Origin of the sequence: Clostridium sp., from assembly GCF_051278035.1 — a bacterium.
In the GTDB taxonomy this organism is placed as follows: Bacteria; Bacillota; Clostridia; order Clostridiales; family Clostridiaceae; genus Clostridium_AD.
The window spans coordinates 1-6,002 of record NZ_JBNMNU010000224.1; the positions used below are offsets into that span (position 1 = coordinate 1).

At 34.2% G+C, this 6,002-nt stretch carries 4 protein-coding genes and 1 riboswitch; all 4 genes read left to right on the forward strand.

The window, feature by feature from the left end:
• The coding region (locus ACJAX4_RS21460; protein WP_435791478.1) for an SEC-C metal-binding domain-containing protein at positions 1 to 1,596 on the forward strand (1,596 nt) is incomplete at its 5' end.
• Positions 1,597 to 1,712: 116 nt separating this feature from the next.
• Positions 1,713 to 2,820 (forward strand): peptide chain release factor 2 gene (gene prfB / locus ACJAX4_RS21465; protein ID WP_435791479.1). Its coding sequence is split into 2 segments (ribosomal slippage): positions 1,713 to 1,790 and positions 1,792 to 2,820, totalling 1,107 coding nucleotides; the frame shifts between segments, so codons are not numbered across the junction.
• Positions 2,821 to 3,297: 477 nt separating this feature from the next.
• On the forward strand, positions 3,298 to 5,460 hold the full coding sequence (locus tag ACJAX4_RS21470) for a Tex family protein (protein ID WP_435791481.1): 2,163 nt from the start codon (positions 3,298 to 3,300) through the stop codon (positions 5,458 to 5,460).
• 58 nt (positions 5,461 to 5,518) lie between these two features.
• A riboswitch (FMN riboswitch) is annotated at positions 5,519 to 5,632 on the forward strand.
• A gap of 88 nt (positions 5,633 to 5,720) precedes the next feature.
• A partial coding sequence (locus ACJAX4_RS21475) for an ECF transporter S component (protein ID WP_435791480.1) occupies positions 5,721 to 6,002 on the forward strand: 282 nt, incomplete at its 3' end.

A 6,002-nucleotide genomic window follows, 5' to 3' on the forward strand; every position in this document is an offset into this window, starting at 1 on the left:
GATAAAGATTATATGGAAAAAGATGGAGAAGTTCTCATTGTGGATGAATTTACTGGAAGGCTTATGGAAGGTAGAAGATATAGTGATGGACTTCATCAGGCAATTGAAGCAAAAGAGAGTGTAAAAATAGAAAAAGAGTCGAAAACACTTGCAACTATTACGTTTCAGAATTATTTCAGAATGTACAAAAAGTTGGCAGGAATGACGGGTACAGCTCTTACAGAGGATGAAGAGTTTAGAGAGATATATGGATTAGATGTACTAGTTATACCTACTAATAGGCCACTTACAAGAGTTGACCATCCGGATTTAGTGTATAAGACTGTAAAAGGAAAATATAAGGCTATAATAGATGATATAGCTGAAACCTATAAGGTAAAGCAGCCTGTTCTTGTAGGTACTGTAAGCATAGAAAAATCAGAATTAATATCTGATATGCTTAAAAGAAGAGGAATTCCTCATCAAGTGCTTAATGCAAAATACCATGAAAAAGAAGCCGAAATAATAGCTCATGCTGGCGCACTTGGTATGGTTACAATTGCAACTAACATGGCAGGACGTGGTACGGATATCAAGCTTGAAGAAGGTGTTGTTGCGGCTGGTGGGCTTAAGATAATTGGAACCGAAAGGCATGAATCTAGACGTATTGACAATCAGCTTAGAGGTCGTTCTGGACGTCAAGGCGACATAGGAAGCTCAAGATTTTATATATCCCTCGAGGATGACTTAATGAGAATTTTTGGCTCTGAAAGACTTCAAGGAGTTGTAGAAAAGTTAGGATTAACTGATGAGGATGCTATTGAGAGTAAAATGGTAAGTGGTGCTATAGAAGGTGCTCAAAAGAAAGTTGAAGGAAATAATTTTGATATTAGAAAAAATGTTGTTAAATATGATGATGTAATGAATCAGCAAAGAGAAATAATTTATAAACAAAGAACAGAAGTTCTTCAAGGAGATGACTTAAAAGGACAAATTGTGGGAATGATAAAAGAGGTTGTTCTCGGTGCAGTTGATGCACACCTTAGCGAAAATGAAGAAAATTTTGAAGAGGAATTAACGAACCTTATTAGTTATATTGAAGAAATATATATGCCAAAAGGTATGGTATCAGTAGAAGAACTTTCTAAATTAGCTATTGAAGAAATTAAAACTAATCTTTTAGATATAGCTGAAAAGATTTATGCTCAGAAAGAAGAACATTTTGGTGAGGAACAAATAAGAGAAATTGAAAGAGTTGTACTTTTAAGGGTAGTAGATGGCAAGTGGATGGAGCATATTGATGATATGGAACATTTAAAGCAAGGCATTGGGCTTAGAGCTTACAAGCAAATAGATCCAACGCAAGCGTTTCAAATGGAAGGAAGCGACATGTTTTCGGATATGATTGAAACAATTAAGACAGAAACCGTTAAATATTTATTTCATGTGCAAATAGAGAAAGCACCTGAAAGAGAAATGGTTGCTAAAATCACATCAACAAATCACGATGACACTCTTAAAAAAGAGCCAACTAAAAAACAGACAAGACAAGGAAGAAATGACGAGTGTGATTGTGGCTCAGGGAAAAAATATAAAAACTGTTGCGGCAGGGGATAGTAATAATATAAAACGACTTTAAGTTTTAGACAATAAAAGGGATGAGCAATAAATTCTTGCTCATCCCTTTTTTTAGAAGGTACTTTGTAATAAATATAATGGAAGAGGTGTAATAATTGATAATACAAATGGAACAAATATTATCTGAATTAGCTCAATTAAAGAGTAACGTAGAAGAAATAAGGGTGTCTCTTTGACGTTGCATCAATGGAAAAGCAATTAGGGGAGTTTGAGTTTACAATGCAAGAAATTAGCTTTTGGGAGGATATTTCTAGGGCACAAGAAGTTTCTAAAGAGGCTAAGGGAATTAAGGATAGGATCGATAGATTTAATGGTGTTATTAGCCGGGTAGAAGATTTAGAAGTGATAACTCAGCTAAGCCAAGAGGAAGAGGATGATTCTTCTGTAGGAGAAATAAAAAGTGAACTAAGGGAACTGGAGCACGAGACTGATAGATTTAGAATAGAGATTTTGCTATCTGAAAAATACGACAAAAATAATGCGACTTTAACGTTACATACCGGTGCAGGTGGAAATGACGCTCAAGATTGGACGGAAATGCTTTATAGGATGTACTCAAGGTGGTGTGAAAAAAGGGGATATAAAATCGAGGTTTTAGATTATCAGTCATCTGATGAGGCCGGAATTAAAGCAGTTACATTAAGAATTATTGGTGAGTTTGCCTATGGATATTTAAAGACCGAAAAAGGAGTGCATAGGCTTGTAAGAATTTCACCTTATAATTCAAATGGCAAGAGGCAGACTTCTTTTGCTTCATGTGAAGTGCTTCCAGAGCTTACCGAAGATCAGGATATCGAGATAAAGCCCGACGACCTCAGGGTTGATACCTATAGATCAGGAGGTGCCGGAGGTCAACACGTAAACAAAACTGATTCGGCAGTAAGAATCACGCATTTGCCTACTGGAATAGTTGTTCAGTGTCAAAATGAGAGAAGTCAGTTTAGCAATAAAGACACGGCAATGAAGATGCTAATGGCAAAACTTCTAGTCTTAAAGGAAAGAGCAAAAAAAGATAAAATAGAAGACTTAACTGGTGATTTAAAAGATAATGGCTGGGGAAGTCAAATTAGATCTTATGTGTTCCATCCATATAATTTGGTTAAGGACCACAGAACTAATACAGAGATGGGAAATGTAGATGCGGTAATGGATGGAGATATTGATATTTTTATTGAGGCCTATCTAAGGAAAATTAATAAATAAATCACTAAATAAAAAATCTAGTAGAATATATTATATTCTACTAGATTTTTCATTTGATATTAGGTAAGGCTATATGTTCAAAAATGTCTAGAGAAAAGGCATTATATATAGTGGCTTTTAAATTAGCTCCTATATGGTCAAATTGTACAGAAGCAATTATTGATGGTGCAGAGTGTCGCTGCATTCTAAATACCCCATAAGGTTATTTGCACTAGTTTCTGAGGTTTTCTAATGTATAATGCAATCAATGGTGCAAGGAAGTTCCCATTTAAACTGGTCTTAAGAGATATATTTTATGTTTTGGTCACATTTGTAAGATTGAATATATATAGGGTATAATGTATGTGTGAGCTATAATAAAAGATAAAGGGTTAAAAAATAAGAGCGGAATAAATATGCTAATTTTGTATATTGGAATATAAATTATGAGAGGAGGATTGACTATTTAGGAACATGAAAATAAATAGTCGAAATAATATGGTGAATATAGAAAATACATTGATTAAAGAATTCGGAATAACAAAGCAGCAGTCTGAAAATGTAATTCAATTATTAGATGAGGGGAATACAGTCCCTTTTATTGCTAGGTACAGAAAAGAGGTAACAGGGGGACTTGACGATATAATACTTAGAAACTTCACAGAGAGGCTTATATATCTTAGAAATTTAGAAGAACGAAAAACAGATGTAACTCGACTTATCGGTGAACAAGAAAAGCTTACAGAAGAAATTGAGTTATCAATAAAAAAATGTGAGACGTTGACAGAAATAGAGGATATATATAGACCTTTTAAGCCTAAGAAAAGGACTAGAGCTACTATTGCAATAGAAAAAGGACTTAAGCCTCTTGCTGAAATTATCTTTAGCGGCGAGCTTAAAGGTAATATAAATGAGTATGCTGAGAAATTTATAAGTGAAGAAAAAAAAGTGGACACAGCATTAGATGCACTAAAAGGCGCTGGAGATATTATAAGTGAAATGATCTCAGATGAAGCTGATTTCCGAAAGTGGATTAGGGCACTCGTTCAAAATCAAGGAATTTTAGAAACTAAGGGTGCAAGCGATGATACTACTCCCTACGAAATGTATTACGAGTATAAAGAAAGTGTTAAATCTATTCCGTCACATAGAATTCTTGCTATAAATAGAGGGGAAAATAGTAAGATACTTTCTGTTAAAATTAAAGTTGATAATGAAAAAATTGTAGATTATTTAAAAAACAAATGCTTAAAAGGGAATAATGAATCTGATAAGTATATAGAGGAAAGCATAGTGGATTCTGTAAAAAGGCTTATATTTCCATCAATTGAAAGAGAAATAAGATCTCAGTTAACAGAAAAAGGTGAGATTGGTGCTATTGATATATTTAAAGCTAATTTAAAGGCTCTTTTAATGCAGTCGCCTATAAAAGGAAAGGTAGTGCTTGGTTTTGACCCTGCATTTAGAACTGGGTGTAAAATAGCAGTACTTGATGATACAGGTAAACTGTTAGATACCGATACGGTATATGCTACTGCAGGAAGCAAGGACACAATGGGAAAAGCTGTAGATATTATTAAAGAATTAGTAATTAAGCATAATGTAGAAGTAATATCCCTTGGGAATGGAACTGCTAGTCGGGAGTCTGAAGAAATCATAGCTGGGATGATAAAAGATCTTAAAGCAGAATGTTCTAAAGAGTTGTACTATGTTATAGTTTCAGAAGCGGGTGCATCAGTGTATTCAGCATCAGAGCTTGCGTCAAAAGAATATCCAGATATAAATGTATCTATTAGAGGAGCTATTTCCATAGGAAGAAGACTTCAAGATCCATTAGTTGAACTTGTGAAAATTGACCCTAAGGCTATCGGAGTTGGGCAATACCAACATGATATAGCACCTAAAAAACTTGACGAATCTCTTAAAGGAGTGGTTGAAGACTGTGTTAATGCAGTTGGTGTAGATCTAAACATTGCAACGCCATCTCTATTAACGCATATTTCGGGCATAAATGCTTCTATAGCTAAAAATATTGTAGCCTATAGAGAAGAGAATGGTAAGTTTAAAGCTAGAAAAGAATTATTAAAAGTTAAAAGATTAGGTGCAAAGGCATACGAGCAATGTGCTGGATTTTTAAGGGTTACGGAGAGTAAAGAGTTTTTAGATAATACTTCGGTTCATCCAGAATCATATAATGCTACAAAGCAGTTATTGGATTTATTAAAGTATTCAAAAGAAGATTTTAAATCTTTGAATTTTAAAGATATGGATGAACGAATGAAAGACATTAATACTAAAGAGATAGCTGAAAAATTAGAAATAGGAGTTCCAACCCTTAGAGATATTATTAAAGAAATTAAAAAACCGGGCAGGGACCCTAGAGAGGATATGCCGAAACCTATATTAAAAACAGGCATAGTTCAGATAGCCCATCTTAAACCGGGTATGCAACTTATGGGAACGGTTAGAAATGTATCTGATTTTGGAGCTTTTGTTGATATTGGAGTTCATCAGGATGGGTTAGTACATATAAGCCAACTATCAGATAAATTTGTAAAGCACCCATTGGATGTAGTTAAAACTGGATATATAGTAGAAGTTAGTGTGCTTGAAGTTGATGAGAAGAGAAAAAGAATATCACTATCAATGAAAACTCAGTAATTATTATGTTGCTTTATTAACTTAAGATGTATATAATTAAATTATAAAATAAAAAATTAATAATCTTCAGGGCGGGGCGAATTTCCCCACCGGCGGTAAAGCCCGCGAGCCGTAAGGCAGATTCGGTTTAACTCCGAAGCCGACAGTAAAGTCTGGATGAAAGAAGATGAGATATATGTGAATTTGCCCTGACATAGCTACGTGTCGGGGTTTTTATTATATCCATCCCTAGGAGAGATATTTAATTAGGGGGTATAAAAATGAGAGACGAAAAACTTGTTAAACTTATCAAAATTTCACTTTTATCTGTTATGGCTTTTCTTTTGATGTACATTGAGTTACCAATTCCAATATTTCCTGAATTTCTAAAAATTGATATTAGTGATTTACCAGCTCTTTTAGGAGCCTTTGCACTAGGACCTATAGCAGGAGTTATTATTGAACTTGTTAAAAACATACTACATGGATTTCTAGCAGGGAAAACTGCATTTGTGGGAGAACTTGCAAATTTTCTAGTGGGATCTTGTTTGGTATTAGTATCA

Excerpts from the sequence above, each read along its gene's own strand:
- ACJAX4_RS21470 (WP_435791481.1), top strand. The coding sequence starts at position 3,298 with ATGGTGAATATAGAAAATACATTGATTAAAGAATTCGGAATAACAAAG.